The following is a 21,633-nucleotide window of genomic DNA, read 5'->3' as shown; positions in this document are numbered from 1 at the left end:
TGCCGATACATGGCCGACACGCCCATCGTTCTCGTCGACGGTTCTTCCTATCTCTACCGCGCCTTCCACGCCCTGCCGCCGCTGACCACGTCCCGCGGCCAGCCCACCGGCGCCATCAAGGGCGTGCTCAACATGCTCAAGCGGCTGATCAAGGACTACCCGGACAGCCCCATGGCGGTGGTCTTCGACGCCAAGGGCAAGACCTTCCGCGACGAGCTGTTCGAACAGTACAAGGCGCACCGGCCGCCGATGCCCGATGACCTGCGCTCCCAGGTGGCGCCGCTGCACGCCTGCGTGAAGGCGCTGGGCCTGCCGCTGCTGTGCGTCGAGGGGGTCGAGGCCGACGACGTCATCGGCACCCTGGCCCGCCGGGCCACCGAGGCCGGTCGCGCCGCGGTGATCTCCACCGGCGACAAGGACATGGCCCAACTGGTCAATGCGCACATCACCCTGGTCAACACCATGAAGGACGAGACCCTGGACGTCGACGGCGTGAAGGGGAAGTTCGGCCTGCCGCCGGAGCTGATCATCGACTTCCTGGCGTTGATGGGCGACAAGGTCGACAACATTCCCGGGGTGCCGGGAGTCGGCGAGAAGACCGCGCTCGGCCTGCTGCAGGGCGTCGGCGGGGGGCTGGACACCATCTACGCCGATCTCGACAAGATCAAGAGCCTCGACTTCCGCGGCGCCAAGACCCTGCCGAAGAAGCTCGAGGAGCACCGCGACCAGGCGTTTCTCTCCTACCGGCTCGCCACCATCAAGACCGACTGCGACCTGCCGGTGGGGCTCGACGACCTGGACATCGCCCACCCGGACCGCGAGGCGCTGCTCGAGCTCTATCGCGAGCTGGAGTTCAAGGCCTGGCTTGCCGAACTGCTGGAGGGCAGGGACGAAGGGGTGGACGACGTCGAGGGCGGCAAGCCGACGCCGGTAGGGGATGACGAAGCGGGTGGCTCGGGCCCCGCCGCCGGGCGCGAGGATCACGTCATTCTCGCCCAGGCCGACTTAGACTCCTGGCTCGGGCGCCTGCAGGAGGCCGACGCCTTCTGCTTCGACCTGGAGACCACCAGCCTCAACTACATGGAGGCGGAGATCGTCGGGGTGGGGCTGGCGCTCGAGCCGGGCGAGGCGGCCTATATCCCGCTGGCCCACGACTACCTCGATGCCCCGGCGCAGCTCGATCGCCAGGCCGTGCTCGAGGCCCTCAAGCCGCTGTGGGAAGACCCCGGCAAGACCCGGATCGGCCAGAACCTCAAGTACGACATCTCGGTGCTGGCCAACTACGGCATCCGGGTCGCCGGGCCGCTGGAGGACACCATGCTCGAGTCCTACGTGCTCGACTCCACGGCGACCCGCCACGACATGGACTCCCTGGCGCTCAAGTACCTGGGCGAGAAGACCATCTCCTTCGAGGAGATCGCCGGCAAGGGGGCCAAGCAGCTCACCTTCAACCAGGTCGCCATGGAACAGGCCGCGCCCTACGCCTGCGAGGACGTCGACATCACTTTGCGGCTGCATCGCGAGCTGCGCCCGCGCGTCGAGGCCGAGGGCCGGCTGGCCGGCGTGCTCGAGGAGATCGAGCTACCGCTGATCCCGGTGCTCTCGCGCATGGAGCGCACCGGGGTGGCGCTCGACCCCGAGCGGCTGCATGCCCAGAGCCGTGAACTCGAGACCCGCATCCGCGAGCTCGAGGCCAAGGCCTATGAACTCGCCGGGCGCGAGTTCAACCTCGGCTCGCCCAAGCAGCTCGGCCAGATCCTCTTCGAGGAGCAGCAGATCCCGGTGATCAAGAAGACCCCCAAGGGGGCGCCCTCCACCGCGGAAGCCGTGCTCGAGGAGCTGGCGCTGGACTACCCGCTGCCCAAGGTGATCATGGAACACCGGGGACTCGCCAAGCTCAAGTCGACCTACACCGACAAGCTGCCGAAGCTGGTCAACAAGGCCACCGGGCGGTTGCATACCAGCTATCACCAGGCGGTCACCGCCACCGGTCGGCTGTCGTCATCGGATCCCAACCTGCAGAACATCCCGATCCGCACGGAAGAGGGCCGCAAGATTCGCAAGGCCTTCATCGCCCGGCCTGGCTACCGCATCGTCGCCGCCGACTACTCGCAGATCGAACTGCGCATCATGGCGCACCTCTCCGAGGACAAGGGCCTGCTCGAGGCCTTCGCCGAGGGCCGCGACATCCACGCCGCCACCGCCGCCGAGGTGTTCGGCGTGCCGCTCGAGAAGGTCTCGGGCGACCAGCGGCGCAGCGCCAAGGCGATCAATTTCGGCCTGATCTACGGCATGAGCGCCTGGGGGCTGGGCCGCCAGCTGCACATCGAGCGCCACCAGGCCCAGACCTACATCGACCGCTACTTCGACCGCTACCCGGGGGTGGCCCGCTACATGGAGCGCATTCGCACCCAGGCCGCCGATGACGGCTACGTGGAGACCGTCTTCGGCCGGCGCCTCTACCTGCCGGAGATCCACTCCCAGAACCGTGCCCGGCGCCAGGGTGCCGAGCGTACCGCCATCAATGCCCCGATGCAGGGCACCGCGGCGGACATCATCAAGCGCGCCATGATCGATGTCGACGCCTGGCTGCAGGCCGGCGAGATGGATGCCTGGATGGTGATGCAGGTCCACGACGAACTGGTCTTCGAGGTCGAGGCGGCGCAGGTGGATGCCTTCATCGAGGAGGTGAAGGGCCGCATGCAGGCCGCCGCCGAGCTCGGCGTGCCACTGATCGTCGAGGCCGAGAGCGGCGCCAACTGGGACGAGGCCCACTGAGCGCTGCCGGAGCGGCGAGCGCCTACCTGGGAACCAGCAGCACGATGCCGGAGAGCAGCGCGAACGACAGCACGCCCAGTCGTAGCCGCCGGGCATCGAGTCGATGGTGCAGGAAGCGGCTGGCGACACTGCCGGCGGCCAGTGCCGGCAGCAGGGCCAGCGCCCAGAGCCACTGATGGAGCTGGAACTGGCCGGCGAGGGCGAGGATGGCCAGCGACACCAGCTCGCCGAGCAGGAAACAGAGCGCGATGGTCGAGCGCAGCACCGGTCCCGGCCGGTGCTGGTAGAGCAGGGCCAGGGGCGGGCCACCGACCCCGGTGGCGGTCTCGGTCACCCCGGTGACGACACCGACCGCGGCGCAGGCGCGGCGCCCCGGCTGGAAGACCGGGGCGAACAGCGCCGCCAGCACGGCGAGTATCGTCGAGGCGCCGATCAGCTGGTTGAGGCCATTGGTGGACATCACCACCAGGATGCCGAGACCGGCGAGGGTGCCTGGGAGCCGTCCCAGGCTGACCCATCCCACGCCCTTCCAGTCGATGGCGTCGCGTTCGCGCAGGCCCACGTAGCCGTTGAGCGGCAGCATCAGGATCAGCAGGGCGATCGGCAGCAGGTCCGGGCGCAGCAGCCCCATCACCGGCGCCACGATCAGCGCGAAACCGATCCCCACGGTCCCCTGGATGAAGGCGGCGGCGCCGGTGGCCAGGGCCAGCATCACGAAGGTCGATAGCTCGCTCATGGGCAGTGTCGCCCCGCCGGACCGTCGGTGGGCCCGGCCGCGACCGGTCCCGGGTGGCCGCTACGGTGCTCGGCGGCGGTAGGGTGCACGCGGTAGATCGGCGCCCGGCTCACCGCAGCGGCGGCCTCGCGCACCTGGTGCAGCAAGGCGCGGCCGTCCCACTCCACGGGCCATCCCTGCCATAGCCGCAAGCGCCCGTTGGTAAAGACGGCGGTGAGCTGGTCGCGATTGGCGTAGCGTACCAGCTCCCAGGGTCGATCCCAGGAGGGGGTCATCTCGGGGATGGCCAGATCGACCAGCAGGAAGTCGGCGGCGAGCCCCGGGGCGATCTCCCCGGTCACTTGCTTGAGCCCGGCGGCGTCGGCGCCGACCCGGGTGGCATGCTCGAGCCAGCGCCAGCCGCCGCCGCAGGAAGCGTCCCCGCTGGCGAGGCCGAAGGCCAGGCGTTGACTGGTCTCCGCGGCATCCAGCAGGCGAAAGGCGTCGCTGCGAGTGCCATCGGTACCCAGGCCGAAGCGGATGCCCAGGGCCGCCATCTGCAGGGCCGGGGCCACCGCATTGCCCTTCCAGGCGCTCGCTACCGGATTGAAGGCGACCGCCGTATCGGTATCGCGCAGCAGGTTGAGTTCGTCGGGGGTGACCAGGGTGGCGTGGGCGACCAGCGCCTGGGGGCCGAGGGCCCCGACGGCATGCAGGTGCTCCAGGGGCCGCAGGCGGCGGGCGATGAGGGAGCGCTCGACGGCCTGGAGGTGTTCGTTCACATGGGTCTGGAAGATGACCCCGGCCTCCGCGCAGAGTGCCGAGGCGGCATGGAGCATGCCGTCGCTGGCCGCTTCCGGGATCGATATCGCCAGCGAGGGCCTGATCAGGGGGTGGTCCTCCCAGCGGTTGAGGTGGTGCTCGGCCCGGCGGAGGATCGCCTCGGCGGCCTGCTCGGTCGCCGTCCCGCCCAGGTCGTTGCAGATCAGGCCCAGGATGCAGCGCAGGCCGGTCTCCTCGGCGGCCCGCGCGATGGCCGCCGTGTCCGCCGCGGAGCGGGTGCCGGCGTCCGCGGCGGTAGTGAAGCCGCCGCGCAATGCCTCCCAGGCCGCCAGCTTGGCGGAGAGATGCAACAGCTCCTCGTCCAGGCTGCCCTCCAGGGGGACCCAGATACGCTTGAAGATCTCGGAGGGTTCGCCGCACACCAGGGCCTTGCCCAGCGATTGGGTCAAGTGGTGGTGGGTGTCGATGAAGCCCGGCATCAGCAACTGGTCCGGCAGTGCGAGGGGGCGCAGGTCGGGGTGGCGTCGAATCAATGCGTCGGCATCGCCCACCTCCTGGAAGCGGCCGGCCGCGATCAGCACCGCCTGCCCCCGCACACAGCCGCTGGGCAACAATACCTCCTCGGGCACCAGCAACAGGGGGTCGGCCGCGAAGTCGCCGGGCATCGGCGCCGATGCCGGTGGCATGCCGCCGCGGCGAGAGTCGGTGACGAGCGTCATGCCTTGTTCTCCTTGGGGGCTTCGCTGAGCGGGGCCTCGCTCTCCTGGCGCCGCTGGGTGGCACCCAGGTGGTGGAAGAGGATATTGACCACTACGGCGGTCAGGGTGCCCATGGCCAGGCCGTTGCCGAGGATGATCTGCAGGTGCGAGGGGAAGGCGCTGTAGAAGCCGGGGACCACGATGGGGATCAGGCCCATGGCCAGGGCCGCGGCCAGGGTGAACATGTTGCCGTTCTGGTTGAAGTCGACCCGGCGCAGGATATTGATGCCCATGACCCCGATGATGGCGAAGACGATCACCGCGGTGCCGGCCACCACGGCGGAGGGAATGGCATAGGCGAGGCGGCCGAGGGGGGCGCACAGGGCCAGCAGCACCAGCATGGCGCCGGCGGCGATGGTCACGTAGCGGGAGCGCACGCCGGTGGCGCGGATGATGCCGATGTTCTCGCCGCTGGTGATGATCAGCGAGGTGCCGAAGCAGCCGCCGAACAGCGAGCCCAGGGCGTCGGCACGGATATTACGCGGCACGATGGCCTTGTGGTCCCCCTTGCGATCGACGATCTCGGCGGTGGCCAGCGTCTGGCCGGTCGCCTCGGTCATCGAGACCACGCAGAAGATGATCAGCGGCAGCGAGGCGAACAGATCGAACGTCGGCATCCCGAAGGGAAAGGGCCGGGGCACGGCGATCAGCGGGCCGCTCAATACGCCCTCGAAGGTCATGGTACCGGTGACCACGGCCGCGGCCGCCCCGGCCAGCAGGCCCAGCATCACCGCGATCCGCTGCCACATGCCGGTGAAGGCGCGGGCGAAGACCACGGTACAGGCGATGGTGATCAGTGCCAGGCCAATGTTGCCCATGCTGGCGAACTCCGGTGAGTCGGGTCGCCCGGTGATCAGGCCGCCGAAGATGCGGATCAGGTTGACCGCCACCAGCAGCAGCATGGTACCGATCACGATCGGCGGGAAGTACTTCAGTACCCGGGTGAAGAACGGCAGCGCCAGGAAGTAGAAGAGTCCGGTCAGGATCACGGCCCCGGTGGCGGTCTGCAGGTCGGTGGCCTGGGCGATCGCCAGGAAGATCACCAGGGGGGCCCCGCCCGGCACCTGGACGAAGGGCAGCCGAGCGCCGAAGCCCAGCACACCGACGGACTGCAGGATGCCCGCCAGGCCGCAGGCGAGGAAGATGGCGCTCATCAGGCTCACCGTGACGGCATCCGGCAGGTCCAGGGTATGTCCGATCAGGAACGCGGCGGTGATCGGGGCAGCCGCCATCACCAGGACGTGCTGAAGGCCGTACAGCAGCATGGTGCCCAGTGGCAGTCGCTCATCGACGGGTTCTACCACCGCATCGGGTGGTCTGGGGGTGGTGTTCATCTCGAATCCTCTTGTTATTGTGCTCACCGGCTCTGTCTAGGGGCCGGTACCTCGGCAGGCGGATGTCGTCTGCCGATATGGCAACCCTAGCGAGGCCCCTCTGTTCTAGTCCATAATAAAGTTTAGTATTGATCGTTGCCCTAATGGCAACAGTTTGAGTGAGCCAGGAGAGCCGCCATGCATCTGCTGTTGCCGGGGCTGCGCTACTTCGAGGAGGTGGCACGACAAGGATCGCTGCGCAAGGCTGCCGAGCGGTTGCATGTCGCCGCCTCGGCCATCAATCGCCAGATTCTCAAGCTCGAGGATGAGCTGGGCGTGCCGCTCTTCGAGCGGCTGCCGCGAGGGCTCAGGCTGTCGCCGGCGGGGGAGCTGATCCTCCACCAGGTGCGTCAGTGGCAGCGGGACGAGCGCCGGCTGCAGGAGTACCTCGGCGAGATCCGCGGCACCGGCTGTGCCGAAGTACGGATTGCCACCGTCGAGTCATTGACCGACCAGTTGCTGCCGAGGGTGCTCGGCGGGTTTCGCGAGCGTTTCCCCCGGGTGCGCTTCGTGGTGATGACCGGCCTGACCGATGCGATTCTCGAGCAGGTGGTCACGGGGGACGCCGATATCGGCCTCTGCATCAATCCGGCGGTGACACCGCGGGTGCGTTTCATCGAGCAGGTGGAGTTGGAATTCGGGGCGGTGGTGGCGCCGAGCCATCCGCTGGCCGGGCATGCGGCGCTGCGGCTCAGGGACTGCCTGCCCTACCCGGCGATACTGCCGGACAGCGAGATGTATCATGGCTCGACGCTGCAGCAGGTGCTGGCACGCGCGGATATCGCGCTCGAGCCGCTCGCCTCATGCAATCGCATCCTGACCCTCAAGTCGCTGGCTCGAGCCGGGCTCGGGGTTGCCTTCCTCAACCGGCTCGACATCGCCAGGGAGCTGATTCATGGCGAGTTGCTGTTCAAGCCCTTGCTGGATCGGAATATCGCCAAGGCCAGGTTGACCCTCTGCGGGCATAGCGATCGCGCCCTGCCGATGGCCATCGCCGTGCTCGCAGAGCAGCTGCGCGAGGCGATGCTGGCCATCGAGCCTTGAGCGCCGGCTGAATGAACCGTCCAACTATTGGGGGTCAGTTCACTGGCGCCGCGGGCTTTCGGGTTCTGCGGGACGGGGCTCAGCGCCAGCCGACGCGGTCGAAGATGCGCACCGCTTCGGGGTTGTTCTCGCCGAGGATGCTGATGTTGATGTCATCCTTCTCGAAATCGCCCCAGGACTCCAGGCTCGGCGCCTTCTCGATGCCATCCACCACCGGGAACTCGTTGTTGCCGGAGGCGAAGATGGCCTGGGCGTCATCGGAGGCGAGGAACTCCAGGAAGCGGATGGCATTGTCGCGGTTCTGGGAGCTGGCGACGACGCCGGCGCCGCCGATGTTGACGTGGGTGCCGCGTCCATCCTGATTGGGGAAGAGGATACCGACCTTCTCGGCCGCTTCGCGCTCCGCCGCGTCCTCGGAGTCGAGCAGGCGGACATAGTAGTAGTGGTTGGCCACGGCCAGGTCGCACTCGCCGCTGGCGACGCCCTTGATCTGGTCGGTATCGCCGCCTTCGGGCTGGCGAGCGAAGTTGTTGACCACGCCCTGGGCCCACTCCTCGGCGCCTTCCTCGCCGTGGTGCTCGATCATCGAGGCCAGCAGCGACTGGTTGTAGATGTTGTTGGACGAGCGGATGCAGACCTTGCCCTCGAAGCGCGGGTCGGCCAGGTCTTCGTAACTGCTGATCTCGCTCGGGTCGAAGTTGTCGCGGTTGTAGAAGATCACGCGGGCCCGCTGGCTGAAGCCGAACCACTTGCCTTCGGGGTGACGCATCGCGTCGGGCAGGCGCTCGGCCAGCACGTCGGACTCGATGCTCTGGAAGATGCCCTCCTGCTCCGCGCGCCACAGGCGGCCGGCATCGACGGTCATCATGACGTCGGCGGGGCTCGCCACGCCCTCGCGCTGGATGCGCTCGATCAGTTGATCGGAGTCGCCTTCCAGGACGTTGACCTCGATGCCGGTCTGCTCGGTGAAGGCATCGTACAACCGCTCGTCCGAATCGTAGTGGCGCGCCGAGTAGAGGTTGATCTCATCGGCCGTGGCGCCGCTGGCGAAAGCCGAGCCGGCCAATGCGGCGGCGAACGGAACGGCAAGACGGTAGCGGTTGATCATTGTGTGCACCTCGTGGGATGAAGGCATTGCCATTGAATGATAATACGTTGCATTAGCGCGATCGTCATTGAACGTCTTCGCGGGCCTGCCGTCAAGCCCTGGTGAGGCCGGCCTGGGTAGATAAGTGGCTGATGCCCTGATGGAAAGCAGGAAGTGGTGGAAAAGATCGCGAATGCGAGTACATTTCAAACGTATTTGCTGGACATTTCCGGTACGATAAGGGCCGTTCTTACCATTCCGACCAAGCTGCCCTGATGCCATGACCAGCAAACCGAACCAAGTGGAAGCCGGACCAGCCTCGAACCGTCAGGCCCCCGTGTTGTCGATGGCGGGCGTGTACCATGCCTTCGGCCGCCTTGCCGCCGTGCAGGGGGTCGACCTGGAGGTCGCCCCCGGCGAGGTCGTCTGCCTGCTGGGCCCCTCGGGCTGCGGCAAGACGACCCTGCTGCGGATTGCCGCCGGGCTGGAGGTGCTGCAACGCGGGAGCGTGAGTCTCACCGGAGGTGCCACGGCGGTACCCCATGGCCGGCACCTGCCACCGGAGAAGCGCAACGTGGGCCTGGCGTTCCAGGATTCGGCGCTGTTCCCGCACCTCTCCGTGCTCGAGAACGTGACCTTCGGCCTGAAGGGCGAGCCAGTGCCGCAGCGTCGCAAGCGCGCGCTGGGGCTGCTCGAGCAACTGGGCATGGCCGCCTATGCCGAAGCCTACCCGCACATGCTCTCGGGGGGGCAGCAGCAGCGCGTGGCCCTCGCCCGGGCACTGGCGCCGGCACCACAACTGATGCTGCTCGACGAGCCGTTCTCCAGCCTGGACGCCCGGCTGCGAGACCGCATTCGCGACGACACGCTGCATGTTCTCAAGAAGGTGGGTGCCGGCACGCTGCTGGTGACCCATGACCCGGAGGAGGCCATGTTCATGGCCGACCGCATCGCCTTGATGCGCGAAGGACGCATCGTCCAGATGGGGACGCCGCGCGAGCTCTACTGCCATCCCTGCGACCCGTTCGTCGTCACCTTCTTCGGTGAAGTGAACGAGCTGAATGGCGAGGTGCGCGATGGCTGCGTGCAGACGCCGGTGGGGCCGGTGGGCGCCGGTTGGCTGGCGGAGGGCACTCGAGCCCAGGTGATGGTGCGTCCGGAAGCCTTGCGGATCACCGAACGCGATGAGCCGCCCGAGGGACATCGCTACAGTCATGTGATCATGGCCAAGCTGCTGGGGCGCAGCAGCCTGCTGCATATCTGTGCCCATGGTGCGGATGGCCGCGAAGCCCACCTGCATGCCCGGGTGCCCGGCGTCTTCCTGCCCGCCGAGGGGCAGCCGGTGGATATCCACCTCGACCCGTCACAGGTGTTTGTCTTTCCCTCCAGAGCCACCGTGGCCGGGGCGGGAGCGGCGCAGGGCGATGCTCAGCAGGATCACCGGGATTATGCCCACAGCCACGATGGCCAGTGAGGCGGTGGACGCCTCGGCGAGCCGCTCGTCCGACGCCAGGCTGTGCGCCCGCACGGCCAGCGTATCGAAGTTGAAGGGTCGCAGGATGATGGTGGCGGGCAGTTCCTTCATGACATCGACGAACACCAGGATACCGGCCGCCAGCAGGCTGCCGCGCATGATGGGGGTGTGAATCCGCCGCAATGTGCCGGTGGCGGTCTCGCCGAGGGTGCGAGCCGCCGCATCCATGCTGGGCGTCACCTTGTCGAGACTGGCCTCCACCGCGTTGAAGGAGACGGCCAGGAACCGCACCACGTAGGCATAGACGAGAATGAAGGCCGAGCCGCTGAAGATCAGCCCGATGATCACGCCGTGGTGCTCGTGCAGCCAGTTGTTGAGGGTGCTGTCCAGCCAGGCGAAGGGGATCAGGATGCCCACCGCGATGACCGAGCCGGGGATGGCATAGCCCAGGGCGGCGATACGCGTGGCCGTCCGCGTGAGCGGGCTGTTGTGGATGCGCATGCCGTAGCTGAGGATGACCGCCATGCCGACGGCGATGAGTGCCGCGACCGTGGCCAGGAACAGGCTGTTCCAGGCGAAGTCGAAAAAGCGCGTACCGAACAGCGAGTCCCCCTTCTGGATGGCGAGCTGCAACAGCAGGCCGCAGGGTATCAGAAAGCCGATCAGCATTGGCGTCGCACAGGCGGCGAAGGCACCCAGGGCGCGCCAGCCATGCAGGCGGTACTCGGGCAACTGCTGATAGCGGTTCGTGGTATGGAAATACTTGCGCTTGCCGCGGGACCAGCGTTCCAGCAACACCAGGGCGATGACGAAGATCAGCAGGCAGGCGGCGAGCTGGGCGGCGGCGACCTGCTCGCCCATGCCGAACCAGGTGCGATAGATGCCGGTGGTGAAGGTGTCGACGCCGAAGAACTGCACGGCCCCGAACTCGTTGAGGGTTTCCATCAGGGCCAGCGAGACACCGCCGATGATGGCGGGGCGCGCCAGCGGTACGGCCACGCCGCCGAACAGCCTCCAGGGGCCCCGTCCCAGGGTGCGTCCCACGTCCAGCACACAGACCGACTGCTCGATGAAGGCCGCCCGTGTCAACAAGTAGACATAGGGGTAGAGCACCAGGGTGATCAGCATCGCGGCGCCGCCCAGGGAGCGAATGTTGGGGAAATAGTAGTCGCCATGGCTCCAGCCGAAGAGGTCACGCAGCCAGGTCTGCAGCGGTCCGGCAAACTGCAGAAAATCGGTATACGCGTAGGCGATCACATAGGTGGGTACGGCCAGCGGCAGCAGCAGGGCCCATTCGAAGATCCGTCGTCCCGGAAAGCGACACATGACCACCAGCCAGGCGGTGCCGGTGCCGATCACCAGGGTGCCGGCACCCACCGCAACGGTCAAGAACAGGGTATTGGCAAGATAACGCCCCAGCACGGTGCTGGAGAGGTGCTGCCAGACCCCCCCCGTGGGCATGACGACATGGGCGAGGATGACCACCACCGGCAGGGCCACCACGGCGGCAATGGCAAGCGTCAGGATGGTCCAGGGGTTGAAACGGTTCGAGAGTCGGTGCGCAATGGCGGACAGCCCGCTGCTGGCGGATCTAGACAAGCGAGGACTCCTTGCGGTGGCAGGGTCTCGGGCCGCAAATGCGAGACCATAACGGCCGCAAATACTATCAGTTCGTGGGTGTTTCTGCAGCTTCGGTGGGTCGTCACAGGATAACGCTGCCCGCCGTCGGGTGACGGCGGGCAGCGTGTCGGCAGCCAGGCCTGTCGGTCAGTAGCCGAGCAGCAGCGACGGCAGGCCGGTGACCAGGGGCGGGAAGAAGGCCATCAGCACGCAGGCCAGCGCGATCAGTGCGCAGAACGGGATCACCGCCTTGTAGAGGTCGACGATCTCGACGCCCTTGGGTGCCACCCCCTTGAGGTAGAACAACGCATAGCCAAACGGCGGCGTGAGGAAGGACGTCTGCAATACCACGGCCACCATCACCACGAACCACAGCACATCGACGCCCATGTCGGCGACGATCGGCAGCATGATCGGGAAGCTCAGCAGCACGATACCGGTCCAGTCGAGGAACATCCCCAGCAGGAAGACCAGGAACAGCATCAGGATCAGTGCGCCGGTGGTGCCGCCGGGCATGGCCATCACCAGCTCGTGGATCACGGTCATGCCGCCGCCGCGCGAGAACACCCCGGTGAAGGCGGTGGCGCCGACCAGCACCAGCATCACCATGGTGGTGGTCTTGCCGGCATCGATCAGGGTGCGGTAGCAGGTCGAGGGCTTGCGGTCGCCGAAGATCATGAACAGCAGGAAGGCGATGGCCACGCCGATGGCCGAGGCCTCGGTGGCGGTGGCCACGCCGGTGAACAGCGCCCCGAGCACGCCCAGGATCAGCCCCATGGGCGGTACCACGTACTTGGCCAGCATGATCAGCAGCTCGCCGGTGGAGGTGTCGGCACGCTCCTCCGGGGGCACCGGCGGGCCGTAGGCGGGCTTGATGTAGCAAATCACCAGCACATAGAGGGCATACAGCGCCCCGAGCAGCAGCCCCGGCACCAGGGCGCCGGCGAACAGCGCGCCCACCGAGACCGGCGAGTAGCTGGCCATCAGGATCAGCATGATGCTGGGTGGGATCAGGATGCCCAGGCAGCCGCTGGCCATGATCACCCCGGCGCTGAGTTCCTTGTTGTAGCCATACTTGAGCATCGGGGCCAGGGCGATCATGCCCATCACCGCGATGGAGGCGCCGACGATGCCGGTGGTGGCGGCCAGCAGCACCGAGACGATGACCACGGTCAGCGCCAGGCCGCCGCGCAGGTTGGCCAGCAGCAGGCGCATGGTGTCGAACATGCGCTCGGTGACCCCCGAGTCGTTGAGGAAGCGCGCCATCAGCACGAACAGCGGAATGGCCACCAGCACGTAGTTGTCCATGGCGTTGCCATAGATGTTGTTGATGATGGTGCCGAGCACGCGGGGCCCGGGGCCGAGCCAGGCGCCGATGACCGCCACGCCGCCCAGCACGAAGGCCAGCGGATGGCCCATGAACAGGCCGACCAGCAGGCCGCCGAACATGAACAGGGTAAGCAGTTCCGCACTCATGCCGAGGCCTCCTGGCGCAATTCCTTGATGGCGCGGATGACGATGGCGATGGCCTGCAGCAGGATCAGCACGGCGGCCACCACGATCACGCCCTTCACCGGGTAGACGGGAATCGACACCATGCCGTAGGTGGTCTCGCCGCGGCTGAAGGAGCGCATGAAGAAGCTCCAGCCGTAGGTGAGCAGCATCCAGATGAAGGGCACGAAGAAGATCAGATAGGCGAGGATGTCGATGACGGCCTGCTTGCGACGCGACAGCAGGCGCTTGAGCACATCGACCTCGACATGGGCATGGTGGCGCAAGCCGTAGGCGGCCATCAGCATGAAGTGGGCACCGAACAGCATCTTGGTGATGTCGAAGGCCCAGTCGCTGGGTCGCCCGGTGAACAGGCGCAGTGCAATGTCATAGAGCACCACCAGGGTGACGACGGCGATCAGCGGCGCGATGACCCGCCCGAGCACCTCGTTGAGGGTATCGATCGCCTTGGCAATCGCATTCATGGCATACGGTCTCCGACCTCGGGACTGACACGCCCCGGCGTGAGAGCCGGGGCGACCAGGAGCGTCTTACAGGCAGGCTTCGATGGCCTCGAGGTCGGGCAGGTTGTCGAAGCTGCGGCTCATGTTGTAGGGAACCGAGACATCGCGCCAGTTGGCGTAGTGTTGCAGGTAGCTGACCATGGAGTGGTAGACCTTGGCGTGCATCGGATCCTCGCAGGCGCCTTCCACGATCACTTCGTTGGTCACTTCCTGGATACGGGCCATGTCCTCGGCGTCATAGGTGGAGATCTCCACGCCGGCCTCCTGGAACTTGATGGTACCCTCGGTCGACTCGCGCTCGGACCAGGCCAGCGACCAGGCCAGGGTGGCATCGGCGGCGATCTTCAGCTTCTCCTGGGTCTCCTCGGAGAGGGCGTCCCAGGCGTCCTTGTTGATCATCACGCCGAACACGCTGGCCGACTGGTGCCAGCCGGGCGTCGCCCAGTATTCGACCACCTCGGCGAAGCCGGCGTTGTAGTCGACCCCCGGGGTCGAGAACTCGGCACCGTCGACCACGCCGCGCTCCACGGCCTGGTAGATCTCGCCGCCGGAGAGGGTGACCTGGGAGCCGCCCAGGCGCTCTAGCACCCGACCCTGGTCGCGGCCCGAGAGACGCAGGCGCTTGCCGTCGAGGTCGGCCAGGCTCTCGATGGGGGTGCGACCCATGAAGCCGGACTCGTTGTTGGTGATACCGTAGGGCAGGTAGACCATGTCGTACTGGCCGTAGACCTCCTGGTAGAGCTCGAAGCCGCCCCACTGCTGGATCCAGTTGAGGTAGTCGAAGGCGTTGAACAGGCTGGGCGTGGCGGCCAGCGGCGAGAATGCCGAGTCGCGGCCCGCCCAGTAGCCCGGCCAGTCGCCGGCGGCCTCGATGCTGCCGGTCTCGGTGGCGTCGAACACCTCGGTGCCGGGCATCAGGGTGCCGCCGGCGCGGAATTCGATCTGCAGTTCGTCGCCGGCCAGCTTGTTGACCAGCTCCACCCAGTGGCGGTCGATCTCGATCAGGTCGATGCTATCCGGCCAGGTGGTGGTCATGGTCCACCGCTCCTGGGCCTGGGCGGTGGAGGAAAGGGCCGCTAGGGCGATGCCGGCGGCCAGGCCGGTGAGAGTAAGCTTGGTTGTCTTCTTCATGATGCGCTCCCTGGTGGGGTTGTTCTGTTGTCGAGAAGAAGCAGAAACGCCGAGGCCGCATCCATTGTAGTCTCGGGGCGGTGGCGGCACCGCCTGCCCGTGGGCTTGACCGGGTGGGCAGGTCGGCATGCAGGACAAGCTAGCATGGGGTGACTGTCACAATCGATAGGGCCCGGTGGAGGGCGACCGGATCGCCGGGGTCGGGCGCGGGCGGCCCGGGCGGTCAGGGGAAAGAGTTTTCAATCAATGGTTTGAATGATTCGGTGCCGTCTCAATTAGCATCGCGGATGTTGCCCGCTGCGTTGAATAGCACGCGAAGATACGACTAAAGTTCAGCCGGAGGGAGGCACCTTGCCATGCCTGACGATTGCTCGATGGCGGCCATCGAGGCGCTGCTCGACCATGCCCGCAGCCTGGCGGCGCGGCGCTGGCGTGGCCTGGTGTGGCTGACCGGCGCGCCGGACGAGTGCCGCTCCCGGGCCCGGGCACTGTGGCGGTCCGGTGACTGGGCCGCACCGCTCTGGGTCGCGGCGCAGCCCCCCTCCGGGCTCGAGGTCCGGCACTGGCTGGCGCCCTCGAAGGCCCGGACCCGGCTGGGTGGCGAGCAGGGCCTGCTGGTGATCGATGCGGTGTCCGACGATGCCGGTTTCGACCCCGACGCCTTCGGGGCGCTTGCCGGCACCCTGCGGGCGGGGGGGCTGCTGGTACTGATGACCCCTCCCGACTGGGGCCGGCGGCCCGATGCCGACTACGCCCGGCTGGCGGAGCACCCTTACCGGGCCGAGGGGCTGACCGCGCATTACCTGCGACGCCTGGCGCGGCAGCTCTGCCTCGCCCCCGGCGTCGTGCACTGGCCGGCCGCTGGCGAGCTCCGGTTGCCGCCGCTGCCCATCGCCCCTGCCGAGCCCCCGCCTTCCACCGATGCGGATTGCCTGACCCGCGACCAGGCGGATGCCGTGGCACGGCTCACCCGGCTACGCCGTCGCCGTCCGCTGGTGCTCACCGCCGATCGCGGCCGTGGCAAGAGCGCGGCGCTGGGCATCGCCTGCGCCCGGCTGCTGGCGGGGGGCGAGCCGCGCATCCTGGTGACGGCTCCGCGTCCGTCGGCCGTGGCGGCGCTGTTCGAGCGCCTCGAGGCGCTCTGCCCCGAGGGCCGCCGGCAGGGCCACGCCTTCGTGCTCAACGCGGGACGGGTCGCCTTCCTGCCCCCCGACGAACTGACGGCGCTGACCCGGCGAGGCGAGGTGGGCGGCCCCGGCCAGCGGTTGCTGGTGGACGAGGCGGCGGCGATACCCGCCGCCCTGCTCGGCGAGTGGCTCGAGGCCTTCCCGCGCATCGCCTTCGCCACCACGGTGCATGGCTACGAGGGCTCGGGGCGAGGGTTCGCCCTGCGCTTTCGCCGGCGACTCGAGCAACGGACACCGGAGTGGCAGGCCTGCCACCTGAGCGAGCCCATCCGCTGGGCGGCCGGCGATCCGCTGGAGGCCCTGGTCACTCGCCTGCTGCTGCTCGACGCCGAGCCCGGCGACGCCCTGGATGCCCCGCCGACGCTGCGGCGCGCTCGGCGGGCCGAACTGGCCAACGACGAGTCGCGGCTCCGCGAGCTGTTCGGGCTACTCGTCCAGGCTCACTACCGGACCACCCCGAGCGACCTGCGGCGACTGCTGGATGGGCCGGGGGTGGGGATCGCGACCCTGACGGCGGGCATTAGCCCCCAGGCGGTGCTGGTCACCACCGACGAAGGCGGCTTCGATGCCGAGCTGGCCGAACGGGTCGCCCGCGGGGAGCGGCGGCCGCGAGGCCACCTGATGGCCCAGTCGCTGGCCGCCCACGCCGGCTGCCGCGAGGCCCTGTCGGGACGGCTGCGCCGGGTGCTGCGGATCGCCGTGCACCCCGGCCAGCGGCGCCGTGGGCTCGGTCGTCGCCTGCTCGAGGCCGAGCGGCAGCGGGCCCGCCACGACTCGATCGACCTGCTGGGGGCGAGCTTCGGTGCCGAGGCGGGGCTGATCGCCTTCTGGCAGGCGCTGGGCTTTTGCGCCGTGCGGCTCGGGCTGACCCGTGAGACGGCCACCGGCGAGCATGCCCTGATGGTGGTGGCGCCGGTCAGCGCCCGTGGCGAGCGGCTGGCCGCCGACCTCCAGGCACGGTTCCAGCGCCAGCTGCCGGGATTGCTGGCCTTCGAGCTCGCGGGGCTAGAACCCGAGGTGGCGGCGGCCCTGCTGGCCGAGGGGGAGGGCCCGGTGCCGGGCCCCGGCGACCTGGTGGATATCGACGACGTGGCCTTTGGCCATCGCGAGCCGGCACTGGCCCGTCCGGCACTGCAGGCGCTGGCCCGCCGGGCCCTGGCCATGGGCTTTTCCCGGGATGACCCCGACCTCGGCCTGCTGGTGGCCTGGGCCTTCCAGGGGTACGGAACGGGCGGGTTGGTGGCCTGGCTGCGGGTGTCGGGGCAGCGGGAGGTCACGGCACGGCTGCGCCAGGCGGTGGCGGTTCTGCGCGAGCGGGTCGCCTGAGGCTTTCCATGCCACGGGGCGGTGGGTAAGGTAGCCCGGTAAACGCCGAAGAAGAACCCGCATGAACGCACATCTCGAGCAACTCTCGCCGCAGCCGCTCTGGCGCCACTTCCGCACCCTGTGCAACACGCCGCGGCCCTCCGGCCACGAGGCGGCCCTGGTGGCCCGCCTCGAGGAGTGGGCCGAGGCGCGGGGCCTCGCCCATGACCGCGACGCCTTCGGCAACCTGCGCCTCCGCAAGGCCGCCACCCCCGGCCACGAGCGCTCCCCCGGCGTGATCCTGCAGGGCCACCTGGACATGGTGGCCCAGGCCAACGCCGACCATCCCCACGACTTCACCCGCGACCCGATCGCCACCTATGTGGCCGATGGCTGGCTGCACGCCCGCGATACCACCCTGGGCGCCGACAACGGCCTGGGCGTGGCGGCGACGCTGGCGCTCCTCGAGGACGAGACCCTGGTGCACGGCCCACTCGAGGCGCTGTTTACCCTGGAGGAGGAGTCGGGCATGGGGGGCGCCCTGAACCTGGCCGAGGACTGGCTGGAAGGACGGGTACTGCTGAACCTGGACTCCGAGGATCGCGGCCAGGTGTTCATCGGCTGCGCCGGTGGTGCCGACGTGGTCGTCGAGGCGCAGTTGCCCACCGCCGCCCTGGCCGACGACGAGGTCGCCCTGCGCCTCTCGCTGACCGGCCTGGTCGGCGGCCACTCGGGGATCGACATCCACAAGGGGCGCGGCAATGCCAATCGCCTGCTGGTGCGGGTGCTGCGCTCGCTCGAGCCTTTCGATGCCCGCCTGATCGACTATCGGGGCGGCACCCTGCGCAACGCCCTGCCGCGGGAGGCCTTCGCCACCCTGGCGCTGCCGGCCGACGAGCGCGAGCATGCCCGCGAGCGTGTGGCGGCGCTCGAGGCCGAGCTGCGCGCCGAACTGGCCGGGGTGGACGAAGGGCTGTCGCTGGCGCTCGAGTCGCAAGATGCGCGCCCTGCCGAGGCCCTCACCGCCCATGCCAGCCGCATGCTGATCGGGGCGCTGCACGTGGCGCCCTGCGGCGTCGAGCGCATGAGCAGCGAGCTGCCCGGCGTGGTGGAGACGTCGAACAACCTGGGCGTGGTCAGCCTGGAGGGGGGGCGCTTTCGGCTCGGTGCCCTGGTGCGCTCGCTGCGTGACAGCGCCACCCTGGACCTGGCCGATCGCTTCCGGGCGCTGTTCGAGCTGATCGGTGCCCGCACCCGGGTCGAGAACGCCTATCCGGGCTGGACCCCGGCCCCCGAGAGCGCCCTGCTGGCGCGTTTCCGGCGCCTGCACCAGGCGCACCTGGGCAGCGACCCCGAGGTGCTGGTGATCCATGCCGGACTCGAGTGCGGCATCCTCGGTGGCAAGTACCCGCACCTGGAGATGATCTCCTTCGGCCCGCTGATTCGCGGCGCCCACTCCCCCGACGAGCGGGTGGAGCTGGCCTCCGTCGAGGAGTTCTGGGGGTTGCTCAGGGGCCTGATCGAGGACCTCGCTCAGTAACGGGCACGACCTCACCCGAGGAAAGTCGGCGCCGGCCCTCGGGGGCGCGGCGCCGATCCTGGCGAGGGGTCAGTGATTGACCTGGATGCGCAGCAGCGGGTAGCCGTCCACCGAGACCAGCGGGATATCGGTATGGCCGCGGTAGTGGCGGTCACGGTAGTGGCGGTCGCGATAGTAGCGGTCGCGGGACGGTGCCGAGTAGTAGTGGTGTTCGACCACGCGGCGTGGTGGTCCCGCGCGGTGCTTGCGATACGCCTTGTGGCGGTGCTTGTGATGGTGCCGGCCGCGGTCGGCGCGATAGTCGTGTTGATGGTAGTGGTGGTGCACCTGCGGGCCGTAGCCGCCGTGACGGTGGCGATCGGCCATCGCCGGCAGGCTCATGGCCAGGGTCAGGGCCGCGATCGCGGCGGCCATCAAGAGTCGTTTCATGGGGTGTCCTCCGGGGACGAGCCTATAACGTTGGTGATTCACCCCTGCGTTTCCTGGTGGGAGTATAGTCCCCGGCGAGCGTCGCTCGAACAGTGTTCGCTGATATGGCAGGCTTTTCCCGATTCTCTCCACATTCGAGGACGCGATGATCGAGCAGTTGCAGGAGACCGGCTGGCTGGTGGCGGCGGTGCTGGGGGGGCTGCTGCTGGTGGCGAGTGGCTGGGCGTTGGTCTGGCGGCGGCGTGTCGTCGCCCTGGCGGGGGCCCGGGCCGAAGGGGAGGTCGCCACCCGGCGGCTCGAGCAGGAACTGGCCCACAGCGATGCCCAGCTCGACGCCAGCCGCGAACGGCTCGAGGCCACCGAGGCGGCGCTGGCCGCTGCCCGGGAGCAGGTGGCCGAGCACCGCGAGCGCTGTGCGCGGCTCGAGGTGGAACGGGACCAGTTGACCAGCCGCCACCGGGAGCAGCTGGCGCTGCTCGAGGAGGCGCGGGCCGGGCTCAAGGAGGAGTTCCACCAGCTCGCCGGGCGCATCTTCGAGGATCGCCAGCGCGCCTTCAGCGCGCAGAGCCGCGATAGCCTGGAGGCACTGCTGCGCCCGTTCCGCGAGCAGGTCGACCTGTTCCGCCGCCGGGTCGAGGAGCTGCACGGCCAGGAGCAGCGGGAGCGCGGTTCGCTCAAGGCCCAGCTCGAGCAGTTGGCCGGCCTCAACGCCCGCCTGGGCGACGAGGCCAATGAACTGGCCCGGGCCCTCAAGGGCGACCGCAAGATGCAGGGCAACTGGGGCGAGCTGATGCTCGAGACGGTGCTCGAACGCAGTGGCCTGCGACGCGACATCGAGTATCGCCGCGAGGTCTCGCTGCACGGTGAGCAGGGCCGCCAGCGCCCCGATGCGGTGATCTACCTGCCCGAGGGGCGCCACCTGATCATCGACGCCAAGGTGTCGCTGACCGCCTGGACCCGGGTGGTCAACGCCGCCGACGACGCCGAGCGCGAGGCGGCGCTGAAGGCGCATCTGCAGTCGCTACGCGACCATGTCGGCGGCCTGTCGGCCAAGGCCTACCCCGACCTGCCGGGTCTCAATTCGCCGGACTTCGTGTTCCTCTTCGTGCCGGTGGAGCCGGCCTTCGCCGCCGCCTTCGAGCGCGACCCCGAGCTCTTCCAGGATGCCTTCTCCCGGCAGGTGGTGCTGGTCACCCCCACCACCCTGCTGGCCAGCCTGCGCACCGTGGCCGGGCTGTGGAGCCTGGAGCGTCAGAACGACAACGCGCGGCTGATCGGCGAGCGGGCCGAGCGACTATTGACCAAGTTCAGCGGCTTCGTCGAGAGCCTGGAGGACATGGGGCGCCATCTGGAGCGGGCCCGGGAGAGCCATCGCCAGGCGATGGGCCGGCTTTCCACCGGCCAGGGCAGCCTGGTCGCCCAGGCCGGAGAGCTGCAGCGGCTGGGCGTGCGCATGCGCAAGCCGCTGCCGGCCCACCTGCGACGCGTCGCCGAGGAGGCGGCGGGGAGTGACGCCGACGGCGAGACCGGGGCCGGCACGGATACGATGACGCCGCCCGGAGGGGCGGCGTCGTGACGTCACGAGCGGGGCCGGTGGTTCAGCCGAGATAGGCGCCGAGCATCCAGACGGTCTTCTCCTGCTCGCGGATATAGTCGCCGGCCTGGGCAGCGGTGCCCTCGTCGTCGGCGTCGGAGGCCAGCGAGAGGAGCTCGCGCTGCAGCTCGATCAGGGTCTGGTAGCCCTCGAGCACGCCCCGCACGCAGGCCTCGCCGTCGTGGACGTTCTTGTCCTCGGTGATCTTCGAGACCTTCACGTAGTCGCTGTAGGCGTGCACCGGCTGGTGACCCAGGGTCAGGATACGCTCGGCGACCTCGTCGACCTTGGTCAGCAGGTCGGTGTAGAGCTCCTCGAACTTCTCGTGGAGCTGGAAGAACTGCCGGCCCTTCACGTTCCAGTGGTAGCCACGCACATTCATGTAGAAGATCTGGTAGTTGGCCAGCAGCTCGTTGAGTTTCTCGGCCAACTGGCTGGCGCTGGCCTGGTGCAGGCCGATGGTATTGGTGTCGCTCATGCGGATGCCTCCTTGATCGCGATGGGGCGAGTGTAAGCCGCTGCCCGGGCAGCGGATAAGCGAATTCTGACGATCGTTTCCATAGCGTTACTGCATGAGAGGACATGCCGACGGGCACCCGAGGTTTCAAGGGGGCCGTCTCACGCCCCGGGCATCGCCCTCAGCAGCCGCACCAGGCTCTCGGCCCGGTCGGCCAGCAGCTCGGCGCAGCGTTCCAGCGCCTCGTCGAGGGTCATGGGGCCATCGGCGAGGGCGAAGGCGGCGCTGACCCCCTCGTCGAAGGCCGCCTGCCAGCCCGGGGCCAGGCGTCCGGCCAGCACCA

Annotated in this window: 17 protein-coding genes; 6 read left to right on the top strand and 11 right to left on the bottom strand. The window is 68.5% G+C overall.

Going from position 1 to position 21,633, the window contains the following annotated elements:
• Positions 1-9 precede the first annotated feature (9 nt).
• Positions 10-2,778, top strand: coding sequence for a DNA polymerase I (gene polA / locus C1H66_RS20085; protein ID WP_102629655.1), 2,769 nt, complete (start codon positions 10-12; stop codon positions 2,776-2,778).
• 22 nt (positions 2,779-2,800) lie between these two features.
• Here the strand turns inward: polA and C1H66_RS20080 are convergent, their stop codons facing one another.
• From C1H66_RS20080 to C1H66_RS20070, 3 genes are read right to left on the bottom strand one after another with little or no spacing between them, the layout of a single operon-like run.
• Positions 2,801-3,514 (bottom strand): sulfite exporter TauE/SafE family protein, encoded by a 714-nt coding sequence (locus tag C1H66_RS20080; protein ID WP_102629654.1) that lies wholly within the window; start codon positions 3,512-3,514, stop codon positions 2,801-2,803.
• The gene (locus C1H66_RS20075; protein WP_205738708.1) at positions 3,511-4,995 is read right to left on the bottom strand and encodes an amidohydrolase family protein; all 1,485 of its coding nucleotides are present in this window, start codon (positions 4,993-4,995) and stop codon (positions 3,511-3,513) included. Before C1H66_RS20075 ends, C1H66_RS20080 begins: the two co-directional genes overlap by 4 nt.
• Positions 4,992-6,368, bottom strand: a complete 1,377-nt coding sequence (locus tag C1H66_RS20070) for a uracil-xanthine permease family protein (protein WP_102629653.1) — start codon at positions 6,366-6,368, stop codon at positions 4,992-4,994. The genes C1H66_RS20075 and C1H66_RS20070 overlap by 4 nt, the downstream gene beginning before the upstream one ends.
• A gap of 177 nt (positions 6,369-6,545) precedes the next feature.
• Between C1H66_RS20070 and C1H66_RS20065 the strand changes: the two genes are divergently transcribed.
• Positions 6,546-7,451: a LysR family transcriptional regulator gene (locus C1H66_RS20065; protein WP_102629652.1), complete on the top strand. Its 906-nt coding sequence runs from the start codon at positions 6,546-6,548 to the stop codon at positions 7,449-7,451.
• Positions 7,452-7,530: 79 nt separating this feature from the next.
• On the opposite strand, the gene C1H66_RS20060 is transcribed toward C1H66_RS20065, so the two are convergent.
• On the bottom strand, positions 7,531-8,559 hold the full coding sequence (locus C1H66_RS20060) for a Fe(3+) ABC transporter substrate-binding protein (protein WP_102629651.1): 1,029 nt from the start codon (positions 8,557-8,559) through the stop codon (positions 7,531-7,533).
• Positions 8,560-8,884: 325 nt separating this feature from the next.
• On the opposite strand from C1H66_RS20060, the gene C1H66_RS20055 reads away from it, so the two are divergent.
• Positions 8,885-10,012: an ABC transporter ATP-binding protein gene (locus tag C1H66_RS20055; protein ID WP_102629650.1), complete on the top strand. Its 1,128-nt coding sequence runs from the start codon at positions 8,885-8,887 to the stop codon at positions 10,010-10,012.
• Here the strand turns inward: C1H66_RS20055 and C1H66_RS20050 are convergent.
• The 4 genes from C1H66_RS20050 to dctP all read right to left on the bottom strand — a co-directional run bounded on the left by C1H66_RS20050 (position 9,902) and on the right by dctP (position 14,778).
• A complete protein-coding gene (locus C1H66_RS20050) occupies positions 9,902-11,611 on the bottom strand; it encodes an ABC transporter permease (RefSeq protein WP_102629649.1) in 1,710 nt (569 codons plus the stop codon). The two genes, C1H66_RS20055 and C1H66_RS20050, sit on opposite strands and share 111 nt — an antisense overlap.
• A gap of 168 nt (positions 11,612-11,779) precedes the next feature.
• Positions 11,780-13,108, bottom strand: a complete 1,329-nt coding sequence (locus tag C1H66_RS20045) for a TRAP transporter large permease (RefSeq protein WP_102629648.1) — start codon at positions 13,106-13,108, stop codon at positions 11,780-11,782.
• Entirely contained in the window at positions 13,105-13,608 is a 504-nt protein-coding gene (locus C1H66_RS20040; protein ID WP_102629647.1) for a TRAP transporter small permease subunit, read from the bottom strand. The genes C1H66_RS20045 and C1H66_RS20040 overlap by 4 nt, the downstream gene beginning before the upstream one ends.
• Positions 13,609-13,674: 66 nt before the next feature.
• Complete coding sequence (gene dctP / locus C1H66_RS20035) at positions 13,675-14,778, bottom strand: TRAP transporter substrate-binding protein DctP (RefSeq protein ID WP_102629646.1); 1,104 nt, start codon at positions 14,776-14,778, stop codon at positions 13,675-13,677.
• 356 nt (positions 14,779-15,134) lie between these two features.
• Here dctP and C1H66_RS20030 point away from each other — a divergent pair, with 356 nt between their 5' ends.
• Together C1H66_RS20030 and C1H66_RS20025 are read left to right on the top strand one after the other, a co-directional pair.
• Positions 15,135-17,291 (top strand): tRNA(Met) cytidine acetyltransferase TmcA, encoded by a 2,157-nt coding sequence (locus C1H66_RS20030; protein WP_102629645.1) that lies wholly within the window; start codon positions 15,135-15,137, stop codon positions 17,289-17,291.
• A 61-nt stretch (positions 17,292-17,352) separates the two neighbouring features.
• Positions 17,353-18,810 (top strand): aminoacyl-histidine dipeptidase, encoded by a 1,458-nt coding sequence (locus tag C1H66_RS20025; protein ID WP_102629644.1) that lies wholly within the window; start codon positions 17,353-17,355, stop codon positions 18,808-18,810.
• 69 nt (positions 18,811-18,879) lie between these two features.
• Here the strand turns inward: C1H66_RS20025 and C1H66_RS20020 are convergent, their stop codons facing one another.
• Entirely contained in the window at positions 18,880-19,239 is a 360-nt protein-coding gene (locus C1H66_RS20020; RefSeq protein ID WP_102629643.1) for a hypothetical protein, read from the bottom strand.
• A 145-nt stretch (positions 19,240-19,384) separates the two neighbouring features.
• On the opposite strand from C1H66_RS20020, the gene C1H66_RS20015 reads away from it, so the two are divergent.
• Entirely contained in the window at positions 19,385-20,815 is a 1,431-nt protein-coding gene (locus C1H66_RS20015; protein ID WP_102629642.1) for a DNA recombination protein RmuC, read from the top strand.
• 22 nt (positions 20,816-20,837) lie between these two features.
• On the opposite strand, the gene C1H66_RS20010 is transcribed toward C1H66_RS20015, so the two are convergent.
• The gene (locus tag C1H66_RS20010) at positions 20,838-21,311 is read right to left on the bottom strand and encodes a Dps family protein (protein WP_102629641.1); all 474 of its coding nucleotides are present in this window, start codon (positions 21,309-21,311) and stop codon (positions 20,838-20,840) included.
• Positions 21,312-21,451: 140 nt separating this feature from the next.
• Positions 21,452-21,633, bottom strand: a 182-nt coding sequence (locus C1H66_RS20005; protein WP_146010747.1) for a glycerate kinase, incomplete at its 5' end; no start/stop codon positions are given.

Origin of the sequence: Halomonas heilongjiangensis (assembly GCF_002879645.1) — a bacterium.
Taxonomy (GTDB): domain Bacteria; phylum Pseudomonadota; class Gammaproteobacteria; order Pseudomonadales; family Halomonadaceae; genus Halomonas; species Halomonas heilongjiangensis.
The sequence above is the reverse complement of the archived record's forward strand: the minus strand, read 5'-3'. Positions and strand labels throughout refer to the sequence as shown.